At 49.4% G+C, this 18,541-nt stretch carries 13 protein-coding genes; 8 read left to right on the top strand and 5 right to left on the bottom strand.

Going from position 1 to position 18,541, the window contains the following annotated elements:
* Window positions 1-30: 30 nt before the first annotated feature.
* The gene (locus tag Q4579_RS05385; protein ID WP_303562289.1) at window positions 31-3,093 is read left to right on the top strand and encodes an FAD-binding and (Fe-S)-binding domain-containing protein; all 3,063 of its coding nucleotides are present in this window, start codon (window positions 31-33) and stop codon (window positions 3,091-3,093) included.
* 74 nt (window positions 3,094-3,167) lie between these two features.
* On the opposite strand, the gene Q4579_RS05380 is transcribed toward Q4579_RS05385, so the two are convergent.
* Window positions 3,168-4,004 carry a UDP-2,3-diacylglucosamine diphosphatase gene (locus tag Q4579_RS05380; protein ID WP_303562287.1) on the bottom strand — a complete coding sequence of 279 codons (837 nt, stop codon included), beginning with the start codon at window positions 4,002-4,004 and terminating at the stop codon, window positions 3,168-3,170.
* Window positions 4,005-4,228: 224 nt separating this feature from the next.
* Between Q4579_RS05380 and Q4579_RS05375 the strand changes: the two genes are divergently transcribed.
* From Q4579_RS05375 to Q4579_RS05350, 6 genes are all read left to right on the top strand, one after another.
* On the top strand, window positions 4,229-6,163 hold the full coding sequence (locus Q4579_RS05375; protein ID WP_303562285.1) for a diguanylate cyclase: 1,935 nt from the start codon (window positions 4,229-4,231) through the stop codon (window positions 6,161-6,163).
* 19 nt (window positions 6,164-6,182) lie between these two features.
* Window positions 6,183-6,338, top strand: coding sequence for a hypothetical protein (locus tag Q4579_RS05370; protein ID WP_303562283.1), 156 nt, complete (start codon window positions 6,183-6,185; stop codon window positions 6,336-6,338).
* 337 nt (window positions 6,339-6,675) lie between these two features.
* Window positions 6,676-7,212: a diaminobutyrate acetyltransferase gene (gene ectA / locus Q4579_RS05365; RefSeq protein ID WP_303562281.1), complete on the top strand. Its 537-nt coding sequence runs from the start codon at window positions 6,676-6,678 to the stop codon at window positions 7,210-7,212.
* Window positions 7,213-7,235: 23 nt separating this feature from the next.
* Window positions 7,236-8,501, top strand: a complete 1,266-nt coding sequence (gene ectB / locus Q4579_RS05360) for a diaminobutyrate--2-oxoglutarate transaminase (RefSeq protein ID WP_303562279.1) — start codon at window positions 7,236-7,238, stop codon at window positions 8,499-8,501.
* A gap of 11 nt (window positions 8,502-8,512) precedes the next feature.
* Window positions 8,513-8,908 carry an ectoine synthase gene (locus tag Q4579_RS05355; protein WP_303562277.1) on the top strand — a complete coding sequence of 132 codons (396 nt, stop codon included), beginning with the start codon at window positions 8,513-8,515 and terminating at the stop codon, window positions 8,906-8,908.
* A gap of 150 nt (window positions 8,909-9,058) precedes the next feature.
* A complete protein-coding gene (locus Q4579_RS05350; protein WP_303562275.1) occupies window positions 9,059-10,495 on the top strand; it encodes an aspartate kinase in 1,437 nt (478 codons plus the stop codon).
* A 91-nt stretch (window positions 10,496-10,586) separates the two neighbouring features.
* On the opposite strand, the gene Q4579_RS05345 is transcribed toward Q4579_RS05350, so the two are convergent.
* Together Q4579_RS05345 and Q4579_RS05340 are read right to left on the bottom strand one after the other, a co-directional pair.
* Window positions 10,587-12,875: a YgiQ family radical SAM protein gene (locus tag Q4579_RS05345; protein ID WP_303562274.1), complete on the bottom strand. Its 2,289-nt coding sequence runs from the start codon at window positions 12,873-12,875 to the stop codon at window positions 10,587-10,589.
* Between the two features lie 4 nt (window positions 12,876-12,879).
* Window positions 12,880-13,293 (bottom strand): hypothetical protein, encoded by a 414-nt coding sequence (locus tag Q4579_RS05340; RefSeq protein ID WP_303562273.1) that lies wholly within the window; start codon window positions 13,291-13,293, stop codon window positions 12,880-12,882.
* 450 nt (window positions 13,294-13,743) lie between these two features.
* Here Q4579_RS05340 and Q4579_RS05335 point away from each other — a divergent pair, with 450 nt between their 5' ends.
* A complete protein-coding gene (locus Q4579_RS05335) occupies window positions 13,744-14,700 on the top strand; it encodes a transposase (protein WP_303562541.1) in 957 nt (318 codons plus the stop codon).
* A gap of 395 nt (window positions 14,701-15,095) precedes the next feature.
* Here the strand turns inward: Q4579_RS05335 and Q4579_RS05330 are convergent, their stop codons facing one another.
* Together Q4579_RS05330 and asnS are read right to left on the bottom strand one after the other, a co-directional pair.
* Complete coding sequence (locus Q4579_RS05330) at window positions 15,096-16,640, bottom strand: PAS domain-containing methyl-accepting chemotaxis protein (RefSeq protein WP_303562271.1); 1,545 nt, start codon at window positions 16,638-16,640, stop codon at window positions 15,096-15,098.
* A 447-nt stretch (window positions 16,641-17,087) separates the two neighbouring features.
* Window positions 17,088-18,488, bottom strand: a complete 1,401-nt coding sequence (gene asnS, locus Q4579_RS05325) for an asparagine--tRNA ligase (protein ID WP_303562539.1) — start codon at window positions 18,486-18,488, stop codon at window positions 17,088-17,090.
* Between the last annotated feature and the right edge of the window lie 53 nt (window positions 18,489-18,541).

Below are 18,541 nucleotides of genomic sequence, written 5' to 3'. Positions count from 1 at the left end.
CAGGAACGCCCGAACTGGACAAGGAGAGCAATGTTACCCGCACTGACTTATGAGCACAGTATCGATCCTGTCGTACTGTCATATCTGGATGCGCTGGAAGATGCAGGATTTTCCGGCGATATTGAACGCACTTACGCTAGCCGGTTGGCGGTGGCAACAGACAACAGCATCTATCAGCAACTGCCACAGGCGGTTGTGTTTCCGAAAAGTGTGGATGATCTGATTCTGGTTGGAAAGGTTGGCCAGCAGGCTGAGTTTCTTCAGGTCAGTTTTTCTCCCCGCGGTGGCGGCACAGGGACCAATGGTCAGTCTTTGACTCCCGGTGTGGTGGTGGATCTGTCCCGCCACATGAACCAAATTCTTGAAATCAATCCCGAAGAAGGCTGGGTCCGGGTTCAGACCGGCGTGGTGAAAGATCAGCTCAATGATGCCTTGCGCCCACACGGTTTCTTTTTCTCTCCGGATTTATCAACCAGTAACCGGGCCACGATTGGTGGCATGGTCAATACGGACGCTTCCGGTCAGGGCTCGCTGCAATATGGCAAAACTTCAGACCATGTACTGGCCCTGAAAGCTGTGCTGGTTGATGGCTCTGTGCTGGATACTGAACCCATGTCAGAAGCTGACGTCGCTAGTTTTGCAACATCAAGCGGGCAGGCAGCAGAAGCCGTGGCGGTGACGGCACGGGTTTGTCGTGAAAAGCGACCGCAAATTCTGGATAAATTCCCGCCCCTGAACCGATTTCTGACCGGCTATGATCTCAAGCATGCCTATAACGATGATCTCAGCCAGTTCGATCCGGCTCGCTTACTCTGTGGTGCCGAAGGCTCGCTGGCCTTTATCGCAGAAGCCAAACTGAATATCACACCCATTCCGAAAGCCCGGACGCTGGTGAACGTCAAGTACGACAGTTTCGATGCTGCGCTGCGCAATGCGCCGGTGATGGTTGAAGCCAAAGCCTTATCGGTTGAAACCGTGGATTCTAAAGTGTTGAACCTGGCGCGGCAGGACATCGTCTGGCATACGGTGAGCGATTTGCTGACGGATGTACCCGGGAAAGACATGCAGGGCATCAATATTGTCGAGTTTGCCGGGAACGATGAAGCCTTGATTGCAGAACAGGTCAGTCAGTTGTGCGCGCGGCTGGAGAACCTGATCGGCCAGCAGGGCATCATTGGCTTTCAGGTATGCGAAGAACTCGACAGCATCAATAAAATTTACAACATGCGCAAGAAAGCGGTGGGTTTGCTGGGCGCTGCAAAAGGTTGGCAGAAACCTATTCCTTTTGCCGAAGATACCTGCGTTCCGCCGGAAAATCTGGCCGACTTTATTGTTGAATTCCGTCAGTTGCTCGATGAGAAGCAGTTGCATTACGGCATGTTTGGTCATGTCGACGCCGGGGTCTTACATGTCCGGCCGGCGCTGGATATGTGCGATCCGGATCAGGAAAAAATGATGAAAGAAATTTCCGATCAGGTGGTTGCACTGGTCGCGAAATATGGTGGCCTGATGTGGGGTGAGCACGGTAAAGGCTACCGTTCGGAATATGGTCCGGCTTTTTTTGGTGATGAACTCTTTACGGAGCTTCGCCGGATTAAAGCAGCGTTTGACCCGCAGAACCGTCTCAACCCCGGAAAAATTTGTACGCCACTGGACAGCGATGCAACGTTGGTGAAAGTGGATGGGGTGAAGCGGGGTAACTTTGACCGCCAGATCCCGGTACAGGTGCGAGACAGCTTCAAACAGGCGATGGAATGTAACGGCAACGGTCTGTGTTTTAACTACGACACCAGTTCACCAATGTGTCCGTCGATGAAAGTCAGTGCTGACCGTCGCCACTCACCGAAAGGTCGTGCCGGGCTGGTGCGTGAATGGCTGCGATTGCTGGCCGCGCAGGGGGTTGATCCGGTTACAATCGAACGGGATCTGATGGAAAAATCCCCGACGGTGAAGCAGATTATGGATCGGTTCCGGAACAGCTTTGGCCGCAACCGCACTCAGTATGATTACTCCCATGAAGTCATGGAAGCGATGAATGGCTGTCTGGCTTGTAAAGCCTGTGCCAGTCAGTGTCCGATTAAAGTGGATGTGCCCAGCTTCCGTTCACGCTTCCTGAATATCTACTACAGCCGCTACCAGCGTCCTGCCAAAGACTATCTGGTGGCCTATGTTGAAGATTACCTGCCACTGATGGCTAAAGCACCTTCGCTGATGAATGCCGTGATGCGTCCACGCTGGTCAAAATCGCTGACGGAAAAAATGCTGGGTTATGTCGACATGCCTGAGCTGTCGGTGCCAACGCTGATGCAGGGGCTGGATGGACATCATGCCACGCGTTTTGATTTGCAGTGGTTGCAGGCGTTGTCGCCGGAAGAACGTCAACAGTACGTATTGATTGTGCAGGATCCGTTTACCAGTTATTACGATGCGGAAGTTGTTCGCGATTTTGTATTGCTGATCGAAAAACTGGGCAGGAAGCCGATGCTGGTGCCATTTAAGCCCAACGGGAAAGCGCAACATGTGAAGGGCTTTTTACGTCAGTTCGCGAAAACGGCTAAAAACACCGCTGATTTTCTGAATCAGCTGAGTGCACTGGGCATCCCGATGGTAGGCGTGGATCCGGCACTTGTCCTTTGTTACCGCGATGAATATCAGGAAATTCTCGGAGAACAGCGGGGGGCGTTTCAGGTTGTGACGGCACATGAGTGGCTGACCCCACTACTGAAAGAGCTGCGTGCTGTTGACCCGCGTGAAAATGAGGAACCCTGGTATCTGTTCGCACACTGCACTGAAAAAACGAAAATGCCAAATGCCGAAAAAGAGTGGGGCGCGATCTTCAGTCATTTCGGGGCCAGTCTGAAAGCCATCTCAGTCGGCTGTTGTGGCATGGCTGGTACATTCGGTCATGAAAAAGACAAGCTGGAGACGTCAAAAGGGGTGTATCAGTTGAGCTGGCAACCCAATCTGGCCACGCTTGACGGGGAACGTTGTATGGCGACCGGCTATTCATGCCGGACTCAGGTGAAGCGATTCGAACATATTCGGATGAAGCATCCGGTTCAGGTGTTGCTGCGACTGGTCAGCACAGCCTGAAGTGACCGAAACCGTTGCTTGCAAGGATAACACCACACGGCGGACAGCACAGGCTTCCGCCGTTTTTTTGAGGTTCAGGCGACCCTGTCTGCCTGACGTTGCGGTTTTTCGATAATTACCATTGGTGTATCGCGTTTGACCCGGAACTTATCTGAACTGTCGAGCAACTCTGCTTGTTCAGTCCAACGAATTAATTCAATCACCCCGTCATGGTGTTCAGCCAGAAAAGTGCAATTCTCAATCCAGTCGCCATCGTTGAGATAAAGAATATCGTCTTCTTCTCTAATTTCCGGATGGTGAATATGGCCGCAGACAATGGCATCGACATCTTTGTGCTTGGCCATGGTGATCGCTGCGTGCCTGAAGCGGGCAATGGCAACATTCGCTTTTTCCACACGTGCCTTCAGATAGCTGGCCAGTGACCAGTAAGGCTGCTTCGTGATGCGGCGATATACATTCAGCCAGCGGTTCATAAATAATAAAAGGTCATAGCCCAGATCACCGAGCAGCGACGTCAGTTTGCTGTGGCAGACCAGGCTGTCAAACTCATCGCCATGGAGGGCCAGAATGCGCTGTCCGTTTGCGCTGGTGTGAACGTATCGGTGGGCGAGTTCGACATTGCCCGAATTAAACTGAATGAACTTACGCACAGCTTCATCGTGGTTGCCGGGAATATAAACAATGCGGCATCCTGCTTCAGCCTGTTCCAGAAGTAAACGAATCACACGGGTATGACTTTCAGGCCAGTGGTAACGGGACTTCAGGGACCAGAGATCCACGATGTCACCGACAAGAATCAGCGTATCAGCTTGATGGCGGGTTAAAAAATCCAGCAGATAATCTACTTTACAATCCCGGTTGCCCAGATGAATGTCTGACAGCCAGAGGGTGCGGTAGGCGTTTTTTCCCATAGTCGATATGACCTGTTTTTCAAGATATCAGATTCAGAAAAAAGCGTAGTTTTTTAGTATGACGATGGGGTGTCGTAATGATGACGCATTCATTGCAATCGATACATAGAAAATGTGAAGAGCCGACCCTATCAGAGACTTAGACTGCGACATTCGTTCCACCCTTGGATATAATCGCTCCGATTCATATCTTACTTGGTACGCTTGACCGATTGATTTTTTAAATGGATTTAAAGCTTAAATATCTAATTAATTTAGTTATCCCTGTATTTCTGATATTGGTGACGGTGCTGATTTACGTTGGTTATTCCGATTACAAAGCCATTCAGTACAGTGCCTATGCGCAGTCACGCGCTAATATAAATGTGGCGCAGGATTACTTGAATCAGCACCACACGGCTGCTGAGAATCAGTTGTATTTACTGGCTGAACTCCTGAAAGATCAAAGTGATCTCAACAGCTTTCTCAGTGCTGCTCAGTATATCGTTGAGCGGCAGAATAAGTTTTTAGAAATTGGGTTACTCATCGGGACGAGTTACTACGGCACGGATGGTTTCCGGGTGGATAGTGTTTCGGGCAAGGCTCCGGGTCGCCCATGGTACGACAAGGACCAGTTACCTGGTGAAACGTTTCTTTCACCCATCTATCAAAGTAAAAGCACACAGCAATGGTGTGTGGCCATGGTTCGGAAAGTTGCGGTTTCGGATCAAACGGATGTCCGGATTCTGCTTGAGCTGGATGTCAGTGCAATGTCGGCCGATCTTTCTGATCTGAAAACGATGGAAGATGGTTATGTATTTGGCGTGGATGCCATCACGCATGAGGTCGTCATTCATCCGGAACCGGAGCGATTAGGGACCAAGTCTGTCGGCACGAAACGAGGGTTGGTGAAACAAATTTCAGCTGGAGAGAAGTCGGGGGAAATCCCATCCTACGAATACAAAAATGAATTTAAATTCAGCGTTTACGATACGAATGATCGTTTTGGCTGGATCTTGCTGTCAGGGACACGGAATCAGGAAATCACCGCCAGTGCACTGAAAATGGGCGTTGTCGGCGGGACGTTACTCATGATTCTGATTTTTATCCTGCTGGTTGGATACCTGTTCAGTCGGGTTCATCAGGTTGGTGGGCAATTACTGGATGCATTAGAATTTGAAGAGTTGCATATCCAGTTGTCCAAACTGCTGAATGATACGATTGGCAGTCGTCAGGTCTATCTGTTTGTGATGAACGAAAAGGAAGGCATTCTTGAAGAACACTCTCACCACCTCAGGGAAAATATACCGCCGGATTTAATTTGCCGTTTATCGGGTTGTCAGCAGTTAGGCCGCTACTGCAGGCCTGAGCAGGATCCGATCGTGCGACGTATCGCACCACAGGAATCTTGTATACGCTTGCCATTGATGAATATGTCCCGTCATGGGGAGTCCTCCTGCCCGACGAAACAATTGATTGGCTTGCTTTACATTATCCGGCCGGGGAAGGCCTACCCTTTGTTTGCCAAAATGATTGTGAATTATACCATCAGTGCATTGAATCAGTTGCTGCTGGCGCACCATATTCGCAGTGAGGACCAGATGACCGGGCTGAAGAATAAGAACTTTCTCCGCAAGCAGATGGAAAGCCGGTTAGAAGATACAGACAGTCGGTATTATCTGGCCATGATTGATATTGATGATTTCAAGTCGATCAACGACACCTATGGGCATCTGTTCGGAGATCAGGTGATTTTGCAGATTGCGGCGCTAATGCATCAAAGCTTTCACTCGAATTCGGTATTGTGTCGATATGGCGGAGAAGAGTTTGCGGTTTTGATGGAAGCGCCTGACAGCGAAACTGCCCGAGAAAAGCTGGTGGCTTTTTGCAGGAGTGTCAGGGCTGAGGACATCCATGCGCAGGATAAGCGATGTTCACTGACCGTCAGCGTTGGTTTTTCGCGGCTCGCTGACGGGATGGAATTTACTATTTCTCAGGCTGATAAAGCGCTTTATCGGGTGAAATCGCAGGGAAAGAATCGGGTCCTTTATGCGGGGGAACTGAGTTCAGAGCCGCAAACTCCAGAGTTAGAGAGGAATGTGTCGCCAATCAGTGCTAAGTTGAAGAACAAAACGCCTTCTTCAGAAAACACGCGCAGCCGCGAGTGTGACTGTGGATGATGAATAACAGGGGAGTGGTATGCTGAAATTTGTCGTCATTGTACTGTTGATTGCGTTGGCTTTTCTGCTCTCTCGTTTTCTTGATGAGCAGAAACAAAAGACACTGTTTTTCGGGATGGGGATCTGTGCACTGATCGCCATTGCGGTGTTGATGGCCATTGAGCTTGCGCGCTAATTGCCTCTGTCCCCTGCTTTTTTCCCTATCCGCGACACTTCATTTATCCCTTTTCAGGTTTCAATCCTTTTGACTTTTCAGACCCAGTTCAGAACTTTTCGTATGCCTTTCAGACCATGAGCAGGCACGATTCCCCACTTTATGTGGTTTTGATGACACTTATATGATTAGTTCTGTAATAATTTGATTTGTAATCATTTTGTATTTTTTATCCCTTCTAAATCAGTTGTTTATGCTTAAAATGTAATGTTTATCCAATTCTATGGGGTTGATTTAATTTATCTGAACCCTATAATTGTTTCTGAATTCATTAGAGCACTAAACAATGTGGCGACCAATGATTACAATGGCACCATGGGCAGAAGCCCCAGAAACATCGACCAAGACTCAGGAAGAGTTTGTTTTTCGAAAACCGGAGCGTTCAGATGGTTATCGAGTGCATTCACTGATCGAATCTTGTCCCCCATTAGATACCAACTCCTCCTACTGTAACTTCCTGCAGACGACTCATTTCAAAGACACCTGTATTGTCGCAGAGCTTGACGATGAGATGGCAGGATTTGTCTCGGCTTACCGGGTCCCGGAAAAAGAGCACACCCTCTTTATCTGGCAGGTTGCGGTCAGTGAGAAAGCGCGTGGTAAAGGGCTCGCTTTCAAGATGATTCAACAACTCCTGGCGCGTGATGACCTGAAAGACATCAGGTATATCGAAACCACAATCACCCGCCTCAATAAAGCCTCTTGGGCGTTGTTTAAAAAAGTGGACCAGGCGAATGGCAACTTAGGTGAAGTCTCGCTGTTCCTTGACGAAGAGAAACATTTCGACGGTAAACATGATTCGGAATATCTCTATCGCATTCCACTGAAACAATAAATCACGACAAAACAGGATTAGTCATGAATATCTTTAATGCGCAGGAATCAAATGTTCAATGTTACGCCAACAATTTCCCGGTGGTTTTTTCATCTGCTAAGGGTTGCTGGTTGAACACCAGTGAAGGCGATCGCTACCTGGATTTCCTGGCAGGCGCCGGTGCGCTGAACTACGGCCACAATAACCCTGTGCTGAAAAAAGCACTGATGGATTACATCGATCAAGATGGCCTCACGCACGGTTTGGATATGCATTCAGAAGCCAAAGCGGCTTTCTTAGAAAACCTGAAAAATTTCATCCTGACCCCGCGTGGTCTGGATTACAAAGTACAGTTTACTGGCCCGACGGGTACAAACGCCGTTGAAGCCGCACTAAAACTGGCACGCAAAGTGAAGGGCCGTCAGAATATTGTTGCTTTCACTAATGGTTTCCATGGTGTGTCATACGGTGCCCTGGCGGCGACGGGTAACCAGCACCACCGGGGTGGCGCGGGTATGGCTCTCACTGGCGTGACCCGTCTGCCATATGAAGGTTACGCTGAACTGGATGGCCTGGCACTGTTCGAAACCATGCTGACTGATAACTCCAGTGGTCTGGATAAACCGGCTGCAGTGATTCTGGAAACTGTTCAGGGTGAGGGCGGACTGAACGTTGCCTCAAACGAATGGCTGCAACGTCTGAGCGGCATCTGCCAGCGTCATGACATTCTGCTGATTGTCGATGACATTCAGGCTGGTTGTGGCCGGACAGGCACCTTCTTCAGCTTTGAACCCGCAGGCATCAAGCCGGACATGGTTACACTGTCGAAATCCATTGGTGGTTATGGTTCCCCGATGGCAGTCGTCTTGCTGAAACCTGAACTGGACAAGTGGTTACCGGGTGAGCACAACGGCACATTCCGTGGGAACAACCATGCCTTTATCACTGCAGCGGCTGCAATTGAAGCTTACTGGCAGAACGATGAATTTGAGCAGCATATCCATGCGCGTGCCGATCAGCTGAATGTGACGCTAAACAAACTGCTGAAGCAGTATCCGGCAGTGTTCGAAAAAATCAAAGGCCGCGGCCTGATGCAGGGTATTGCCTGTCATGATGGTGAGTTTGCTGATGCTATTGGTAAGCTTTGTTTTGAAAACGGCATGATTATTGAGACCGCTGGCCCGAATGATGAAGTGCTGAAGTTCTTCTGTCCGCTGACTATCAGCGAAGCCGAGCTGGAAAAAGGCCTGCACATCTTCGAGAATGCTGTGGCCGAATTTGCGAAGTCTGAATTGAAGAAAGCGTCTTAAGGAGAATAAGAATGATTGTACGCACCCTGGATGAGTGCCGTGACAGCGACCGTCGCGTTGTCGCAGAAAACGGGAATTGGGAAAGCGTTCGCATGTTGCTGCGTGATGACAACATGGGTTTCTCATTCCATATCACGACTATTTTTGCAAACACCGACACCCATATTCATTATAAGAACCACCTGGAATCGGTTTACTGTGTTTCCGGTGAAGGTGAAATTCAGACCACTGCAGACGGCAAGACCTATGAAATTAAACCAGGCACGCTGTATGTTCTGGATAAGCATGATGAGCACCAGCTGCGTGCGAACAAAGGTGTCGACATGGTTATGGCCTGTGTTTTCAACCCGCCTCTGACCGGGATGGAAGTGCACGACAAAGACGGTGTTTACCCGGCTGCTGAATAACTGAAATCGAGACTATCTGATTTCCGCAAGCGAACTACCCTCCTTGCGATATCAATCCGAGGGTTCATCGAAAGGCGGTATCAGCCGCCTTTCAATCCCATCAAGTGTGAGACGAACTGTCTCCACTGATGAAAAGAACAAGGAGTTCCCATGACTCATACCGTTGAAAAAATCGGCGGTACTTCCATGTCTGCGTTTGATGCGGTGATGGACAATATCCTGCTGTATCCGGACAATCCTTATCAACGAATCTTTGTTGTCTCAGCCTATGGTGGTATCACAGACGCTTTACTGGAATGCAAGCGGACAGGTGAACCCGGTATCTTCCGTCATATTGCAGATCGTAATGATGTCTGGCGCGAAAAACTGAAAGCGCTGGAGCAGCGTATGCTGCTGATCAACGACACGATGTTTCCTGATCTGTTTTGCCGTAATCGCGCCGATAATTTTGTCAAAGAACGCATTGCAAATGCGATTACTTGTATTGAGAATATTTTAGAGACCTGTCAGTACGGACAGTTTTCACTGGCGAGTTATCTGCCGCAGATTCGTGAGTTTCTGTCTTCGATTGGTGAAGCGCATTCTGCATTCAATACCACGCTGATGCTGAATAATGTTGGAATTCAGTCACGCTTCGTGGATTTATCCGGCTGGGGTGCGGAAAACAATGTTCAGGGTGATCTGGATGCGGTGATTCTGGATGCCATTAAAGACATTGATCTGAGCAAAGAGCTGCCGATTGTGACCGGTTATGTTTACTGCGATGAAGGTCTGATGAAGACTTACGACCGCGGCTACAGTGAAATGACTTTCAGCCGTCTGGCGGTGTTGAGTAAAGCCAGCCGTGCTGTGATTCACAAAGAATACCACCTGAGTAGTGCCGATCCGCGGATTGTCGGTCCGGAGCATGTACGCCCGATTGGCAAGAGTAACTACGATGTGGCTGACCAACTGGCAAACCTGGGCATGGAAGCGATTCATCCCAATGCTGCATCAGGCCTGCGTCGTGCCGGGATTGAACTGGCGGTGAAGAATACTTTTGAACCGGATCATCCGGGCACAGTGATTTCTCAGGACTATCATCCGCAGACGGACAAAGCAGAGATCATTGCCGGACGGGATAAGGTTTTCGCCCTGCATCTGTTTGACCAGGCGATGGTTGGTCAGGTTGAAGATGTCAGTTACGATCTGATGGAAATTATCCGTGAGGAAAATGTTCAGCTGATCAGTAAAGAAATGAATGCGAATTCAGTGACCTACTATCTGGACGGTAGCACCTCGAGCCAGAATAAAGTGTTATCAAAAGCCGAGAAACGTTATCCGAAAGCCAAAATCACCGGAAAAATGGTGGCTTTAATCTCAGTGATTGGTTCTGCAATTGATACCAATAAAACCATGAGTCAGGGTGTGCTTTCACTGCTGGACAAAGATATCAGCCCGAAAGCGGCCCATGCATCGCTGCGGAATGTGGATGTACAGTTCGTGGTGAAGGACAGTGACTATCAGGGCGCAATCTGCGCACTGCATGAGAGCTTTATGAGTGAAGACACACCCGTTGTGTCGTCTGCTGAGAAAGTTGTGGCTTAAGGCAAACGCTCAGCCAGATTTTCCTTTGGCATCAACAAAAGGCAAGCGCGATGCGCTTGCCTTTTTTATCGCTGTGATTTTTCAGCGCAGGTTATGCTCTGGCCCCACGTTTCCCTGCAGGTTTACTCCCAGATTGGGTTCTGGCGTTGCCTCTTTGCTGAGGATTCCCACCTGTTGCCGGTCGATTGCTCTGGCCCTGCGACCTGGTCCTGTTTTGCCCTTTCCCTTGACCTGAACTTCGTTGGCCTGCCGGTCCGTCTTTACGGATATCCGGTTGGTTCGGGTGTTTGGTTGCAAAGCGTTTGGCACCATGACGGCTTGACCCCCGACGTTTGGCCGGTGTCAGTGCAGCTTCACTGCCTTCAGCCGGAATCAGGCACTCGGGACGGTCACCAATCAGATGCTTTTTGCCCATACTGACCAGCGCTTCGCGGATCAGCGGCCAGTTGGCTGGATCATGATAGCGTAACAGGGCTTTGTGCAGACGGCGCTGGCGATCACCTTTGGCAACAAACAGATCGTCACGCTGCTTGTACTTCACGCGTTTCAGCGGGTTGGTTTCGGAATGATACATCGCCGTTGCGTTACACATCGGAGACGGGTAGAAGTTCTGGACCTGATCGCACTGGTAATCATGTTTCTTGAGCCAGAGCGCCAGATTCAGCATGTCTTCATCAGTTGAACCCGGATGCGCCGAAATAAAGTACGGGATCAGGTATTGTTTTTTGCCTGCTTCTGCACTGTATTTTTCAAACAATTCTTTGAAGCGGTCGTAAGTGCCCATGCCCGGCTTCATCATCAGATCCAGCGTACCTTTCTCGGTATGTTCCGGAGCAATTTTCAGGTAGCCGCCTACATGGTGCGTGACCAGTTCTTTGATGTATTCCGGCGATTCAATCGCCAGATCGTAGCGGACACCGGAAGCAATCATAATCTTATTGATGCCTTCGACTTCTCGCGCTTTCCGATACAGATCGATGGTGTGCTTGTGGTCTGTATCCAGCTTTTCACAGATCTTCGGGAAGATACACGATGGGCGGCGGCAGTTCTTTTCTGCTCGCGGGTCTGAACATCCCAGACGGTACATGTTCGCCGTCGGGCCACCCAGATCTGAAATGGTGCCCGTGAATCCCGGTACTTTGTCGCGGATATCTTCCAGTTCCTGCAAAATCGATTCGTGAGAACGGTTCTGAATAATCCGACCTTCGTGCTCAGTGATCGAGCAGAAAGAGCAACCACCGAAACAACCACGCATGATATTCACACTGGTTTTGATCATGTCATACGCAGGGATCTTGGCTTTGCCGTAAGACGGATGCGGCACCCGCGCGTAAGAGAGGCCAAAGACATAGTCCATTTCCTCTGTGCTCAATGGGACGGGCGGCTTGTTGACCCACAGCTCACGATCGCCATGTTGCTGAATCAGCGCACGGGCAGAGTAAGGGTTGGCCTCCAGATGCATCACACGGCTGGCATGAGCATACAGAATCCGGTCGTTCTTCAGTTTTTCAAACGAAGGTAAACGGACGGCGCTGGTGAAGGCATCGTGCCGGGATGGCTGAATCTGGACGGGCTGGGCTTTGATAGGCTCAGCTTCGGCTTTCTCTTTATTGGTTTCACAGACTTCTTCTGTGGCGTACGGATTCGGCATCACCATGGCTTTGCCCGGTTTGTCGATCCGTGTTGAATCGATAATCTTATACGCAGCCGGTGCTTCTTTCAGGATCACGGCCGTGCCGGCAATGTTGGTCATCGTCGCAACATCTTCACCTGCGGCAATCCGGTGAGAAACCTCAACCAGGGCTCGCTCCGCGTTACCAAACAGCAGAATGTCGGCCTTGGCATCAAACAAGACAGAGCGGCGAACTTTATCAGACCAGTAATCATAATGGGCCAGGCGGCGCAGACTCGCTTCGATACCGCCCAGAACAATCGGGGTATCTTTATAAGCTTCACGGCAACGCTGAGAGTAGACCAGCACAGCACGATCCGGACGCTTTCCACCTTCATTATTCGGTGTGTAGGCGTCGTCATGACGCAACTTCCGATCCGCAGTGTAGCGGTTAATCATGGAATCCATGTTGCCCGCGGTGATCCCGAAGTACAGATTCGGTTTCCCCAGCGCCATGAAAGCATCTTTATTTTCCCATTTTGGCTGAGAAATGATCCCAACCCGGAATCCCTGAGCTTCCAGCACACGCCCAATCACTGCCATCCCAAAGCTTGGGTGATCGACATAGGCATCACCGGTCACAATGATAATGTCACAGCTATCCCAGCCAAGCGTATCCATCTCTTCCCGTGTCGTGGGCAGGAATGGCGCTGTGCCGTAGCATTCAGCCCAGTATTTTGGGTATTCGTTAATTTTCATTAAATTCATGCGTTTACTGTTGCTCGTTCATGTTTGGGGGCATATAGGGGGCATTGTTGCCGTAAGTGTTGTTCAGCATCTGCAGCTGATCAGCAGTGTGGTCACTCACCCAATCGCCATATGTTTGATAAATTTCCTTAGCACTTGAATGCCCCATTTGCTTCGCAATAAAAGTTGGATTTGCCCCTGCAGACAGCATCCGGCACGCATCAGTATGGCGTGTTTGATACGGTTTGCGATACGGCACTTTTGAGCGTCTGCATACGCCAGTCCATTTATCATGGATACTGGTATGAAAGTCGTATGCTTTTGTCTCTCTTGTTGCCGTCACTCGCGGTGAAAACACAGGGCGTATAAAAAAGCGCACGATTTTACCATGTTCCCGCTGTAATACATCAATTTCTATTGATGGATACATCAGAGTCAAAGCCTGTTGCCTTTACAGTACTTCCACTGCGGGTGCTAACAGGTTGATAGCGCGTTCACCAGAGGTTGTTTCGGCAGTTCGAACTGAGCCTCGAGTGTCAGATTTCGGCGGACTTGAATAGTGCCAGCTTTCAGATCTACATCCTCCCATGCCAGAGCCTGTGTAAACGGCCAGCTACCACAAGTTCCTGTCTTGTTCATTCAGGCAGGCGACGATGGTGCGCTCATATTCAGACTGCGAAAGCGGGACAATTTTAAGGACAGACGTAGGACAATTTTAAGGACAGACGTAGCAAATGTAGAGCAATGTAGGGACAGTCGTACCAGCAAAGAAGCACTTCATCAGTTTCATGATAATTTTCGACTATCTCCCAATCTGATAATGACCGCTTTTATCTGACAAACAAAAATGGATACTGTGTATTCATCCAGTTCTAATCAAGCCATGACAATGACTACAGCACGAAGCCAACTGATCAGCGTAAACGCCACACCTTATTATCATTGTGTTTCCAGATGCGTACGTCGCTCTTTCCTTTGTGGATATGACGCGTTGACGCAAACCAGTTACGAACACCGGCGAGGGTGGGTAGAGAATCGATTGAAGCAAGTGGCAGGCGTCTTTTGCATCGATATTTGCGCTTACGCAATTATGAGTAATCACTATCATGTCGTACTACATATTAACGAGGCGCGAGCGAACCAGCTCTCTGATCTTGAAGTGATAGAGCGCTGGCTCATTTTACATCGACCTCCCGTGCTGATTCAGCGATTTGTATCGGGTGAAACATCCAGTGAAACCGAGCAAAAAGCCTGTCTCGCTATGATTCAAAGCTGGCGGGAACGGCTCTGTTCCATCAGTTGGTTTATGCGCCTTCTGAACCAATTCATTGCCATAGAAGCCAATCGCGAAGACGACTGTACGGGTCATTTTTGGGAAGGTCGTTTTAAAAGTCAGGCGTTACTTGATGAAAAAGCATTGGCGGCGGCGATGGCGTATGTCGATTTAAATCCGGTTCGGGCTGGTATTGCGGACACACCGGAAAGCTCTGATTTTACGTCTGTAAAATCACGCATTCAGTCAATTCGCAAAGGTGAAGTGACTGCGCCATCGCTTTTTCCTTTTGCTGGTCATCCAAGAAGTGAAATGCCGGAAGGACTTCCGTTCTGTTTATCAGACTATCTGGAACTCGTTGACTGGACTGGACGACATTTGAAGGAGAATCCTAGTGAGTATGTTCAGTCAAGGCAGCCGCCAATTCTGGAGCGACTGGGTTTTGGGACCCAAATCTGGCTCAACACATGCACACAAATAGAGAAGGGGCCACTTATTGGAACGACAATAGCGATTCAATTTGCTTTGCCACATTTGAAAAGACAGCGTCGAATCGGTTTACAAATTCCATAGAGCTACACGTCACCTCATGTCTTCAACTTATATACGTTTTTATATGTAGGCTTAGGCTTATCTGAGAATCACAATAGTGCATTCAATTTCTGATTGAAATTGTTATGCGGTTGATTTTTCACTATAAAGCTTCAAACAACCCACGATTTAAATGAAGAGAAATGGCAATGTCTGGTGTGACTGTCCTATTAGAGCCCTGTATGTCTGTCTTATGAGAATTGCTGATTTTTTTACCATGGCTGCCCTGATTATTTCCGTCATTGAATGTGACTGTCCCGATATGATCTTTAATATGTCTGTCCCAGCACGATCCAAAGAACAAAGGCCGCATCAGCGGCCTTTAACTTCAATGCCATGGCCCGGGAGCCATCGCTGTTTCAGGGGGGACTGTATGTTTAACCAAATGACTTACTCAGTCCTTCCAGTGAAGCAACTTTTGCTCGCATTTTTGTTGCAGCGTCTTCCATGCGGCTCATCATGGTCAGGTTGCTGGAGGAAGAGGTCGAAATCTGGTGCACATTACTGCTGATCTCCTGGGCGACGGTGCCTTGCTCCTCCGCGGCCGCGGCGATCTGGGTTGAGATTTCAGCAATTTCGTCGACCATGGCAACCACTTCCATAATACTGGCGGCTGTCTCATTGGTGTGTGCGACACATTGGTGGGTTTTTTCGATGCTCTCTGCTGATGTGGATTGCCACTGGTTCAGGGTCGCGCTGATATTGACGATACTGGCCTGAATGTTTTCGGTCGCCCCATGGGTGCGTTGCGACAGTGCGCGAACTTCATCCGCGACTACAGCGAACCCCCGGCCTTGTTCGCCGGCGCGGGCAGCCTCAATAGCAGCATTCAGTGCCAGCAAGTTGGTTTGCTCGGCAATGCCCTGGATTTCCAGCATCATGGTTTCAATTTGCTCGGAAACCTTCACCAGTGACTGTGCTGTTTGTGCGGCATTCTCCGTGTCACGGGCTAAGTCGTTAATATTGTTCTGTGTCTGTCCCAGTACTTTGGTGGTGTTGGCACACTTTTGCTGTGCGGTCAGGACTTTCTCGGTGGTGAGCTGGGTATTCTGGGCGATTTCGGTTGCGACAGCAGACATCTGTGTGATGGAGGTAGCAATTTGTTGTGTGTCCTGATCCTGATTGGAAATCGAGTCACGAGTGGTGATCGTAATGTCGGTCAGCTCGTCTGTGACACCTTTGATGGTTGTTGCGGCGTCGTCAATCCGGCCCAGCACTGTTTTTAACCGGGCGTCATCCAGTTTTAAATGGAAGTCAGCAATGGAGGCAGGTCCGTTGCCGCTGTAGACGATGCGGGTCAGCGCATCGTAATTGTCGGAAAGCTGCTGAAAAAAACGGGGTACTGCAAATAACTCACCCCGGCAAAGGATCGCAATGAATGCAAATGGCAACGCAGCGGAAAGGAAATCATATTCGGGAATAAAATAGTTTAATAAGCCAACATTAATTGCAGTGAGAAGGGCGGTCAGCCCTAATTTACTCCAGCTGGACAGGTGGAAGCCGTAAGGATTTTTATTTTGATTGAGCTGGTGATAAATATGTGTGGCGGTCTCAATCATGTCCGAGGTTGGTTTCCGGCGGACAGATTGATAGCCACACACTTTGTTGTTTTCATATAAAGGCGTGACATAAGCATCGACCCAGTAATAACTGCCATCTTTACAGCGATTTTTCACAATGCCCCGCCAGGGCTTTTCAGACTTTAAGTGGCTCCATAAGTCTCCGAATGCGGCTCTTGGCATATCCGGATGGCGAATGATGTTATGGTGCTGGCCAACAAGCTCGTCAAATTCGTACCCGCTGATATCTACGAATTCATCGTTGGCATAAGTGATCACACCTTGTAAATCCGTGGTCGTCACGAGTTGAGCATGATGATCAAGGACGACCTCGCGATCGGTTACCTGGCGGTTTTTACGCATGAAATATCCCTCGTCGAAACGTATATTCAAAGTGCGTTTTCATTGAAACGCAGCGAAGCAGTGGGCTGCTTTTTTTGTTTTATGGCACGTCTGTCCCAACTCTAGATGACAGGTATTGATGGACCTATTGGAAATACCGGAGATTTGAAATGCTTCAAAGAATAAGAAAATGACCAGAGAAAAAGTAAGCAAAGCTAAAATGAGTGATTATGATCAGTCTTTATAGATATTTTCTGCGCTCATCAACTAAGCATTATTCTCGCCATTCATGAATCCACTGTCGCTTGCGTGTCACAATACACACAAAATCTGTAAGGGAATGGCGTCCTTTTTTTCCGTAAATTTAGTCTGGAGCAGAAAAAATTGCGGAATTCACGCAGAATTGATTTGTGGAATCAAAAAGCCCTGCAGTGAACAGGGCTTGAGAAGCGTTGATTTGATTGAAAATCAGAAGTTTGCTGAGCGTGGCGTACGTGGGAATGGGATCACGTCGCGAACGTTCGCCATACCGGTAACGTAAGACACCAGGCGCTCGAAGCCCAGACCAAACCCTGCGTGTGGTACAGTGCCGTAGCGGCGCAGGTCGCGGTACCAGTCCATGTCTGCCGGTTCGATGTTCATGGCACGCATCCGCTCGTCCAGAACGTCCAGACGCTCTTCACGCTGTGCACCACCGATAATTTCACCAATGCCCGGTGCCAGAACATCCATCGCTGCAACCGTGCGGCCATCTTCATTCAGACGCATGTAGAATGCTTTGATGTCTTTCGGATAGTTCTTCACAATCACAGGTGCTTTGAAGTGTTCCTCCGCCAGATAGCGTTCGTGCTCAGAAGACAGGTCAATGCCCCACTCAACATCAAATTCGAACGAGCGGCCAGAGGCTTGCAGGATGTCGATGGCATCGGTGTAATCGACCTGTGCAAAGTCAGAATCGACAAACTGCTCGAGACGGGTAATGGCTTCTTTGTTGATGCGTTGTGCGAAAAATTCCAGATCATCGCGACGCTCAGCCAGAACAGCTTTGAACACGTACTTCAGCATGTCTTCAGCCAGTTTGGCAACGTCGTCCAGATCGGCAAAGGCAACTTCAGGTTCAACCATCCAGAATTCGGCCAGGTGACGGCTGGTGTTGGAATTCTCAGCACGGAACGTCGGACCAAAGGTGTACACCTTGCTCAACGCACAGGCATAGGCTTCAGCGTTCAACTGACCAGACACGGTCAGGAAGGTTTCTTTGCCGAAGAAGTCTTCGTTGAAATCAACTTTGCCATCATCGGTGCGTGGCAGGTTTTCCAGATCCAGCGTGGAAACGCGGAACATCTCACCGGCACCTTCTGCGTCTGCCGCAGTGATCAGCGGGGCAGAAGTCCAGAAGAAACCCTGCTCGTGGTAGAAACGGTGGATGGCCTGAGACAGACAGTTCCGCACACGGGCAACGGCACCAATCACGTTGGTCCGCGGACGCAGGTGTGCTACTTCACGTAAGTATTCGATGGAATGACGTGTTTTTGCCATCGGGTAGGTATCCGGGTCATCAACCCAGCCAACCACGGTTACAGCCGTTGCCGCCAGTTCGAAATCCTGACCTTGGGCCGGAGATTCGACCACCTTGCCGGTCACTTCAACGGAACAGCCAGTCGTCAGTTTCAGCACTTCTTCCTGGTAATTATTCAGTTCATTCGGGACCACGGCCTGAATCGGGTCGAAACAAGAGCCGTCATAGATGGCAAGGAAAGAGATTCCGGCTTTGGAATCCCGACGTGAACGGATCCAACCGCGAACAGTAACTTCACTGTCAACCGCGATTTTTCCGCTCAGTACGTCTGATACAGGCGCGTAAGTCATGATGTAATGATTCTCCGTTGAGGCACGACTGAGTGCTGTGCTTAATTTACAGT

The sequence above is a fragment of the Photobacterium sp. 1_MG-2023 genome, from assembly GCF_030547945.1.
Lineage (GTDB): Bacteria > Pseudomonadota > Gammaproteobacteria > Enterobacterales > Vibrionaceae > Photobacterium.
Note: the sequence above shows the minus strand (reverse complement) of the source record. Positions and strands in the feature narration are given on the sequence as shown.